Annotated in this window: 1 protein-coding gene; it reads left to right on the forward strand. The window is 43.2% G+C overall.

What is annotated here, in order from left to right; genetic code table 11:
- Positions 1–229 (forward strand): hypothetical protein (locus ACRHOZ_RS21750; RefSeq protein ID WP_431130527.1); only part of this gene is annotated, 229 nt, incomplete at both ends.

Consider the following 229-nt stretch of genomic DNA (forward strand, 5'->3'; position numbering starts at 1 on the left):
ACCCAGAAAGCGAGAAGCAAAAGTTTTCCCCTTTGGTTTTGGCTTTTCCCTAGGGCGCAATGGGTATTTGGACTTTTTCTTTTGGGTCTGGGAATATCGGTGGGGTATTTTTTGAATTCGAAGAGTAAGGATATTCCTGTTGAGAATGTTGTGGTCAACGAGGAAACGGAAAGTGTTAGGCAGAAATTGGTCTTGAGCTTATTGGAACAACCTTCTGCCAATCAGCGAT

The organism is Flagellimonas flava, from assembly GCF_050617915.1.
GTDB classification, from domain to species: domain Bacteria; phylum Bacteroidota; class Bacteroidia; order Flavobacteriales; family Flavobacteriaceae; genus Flagellimonas; species Flagellimonas flava_A.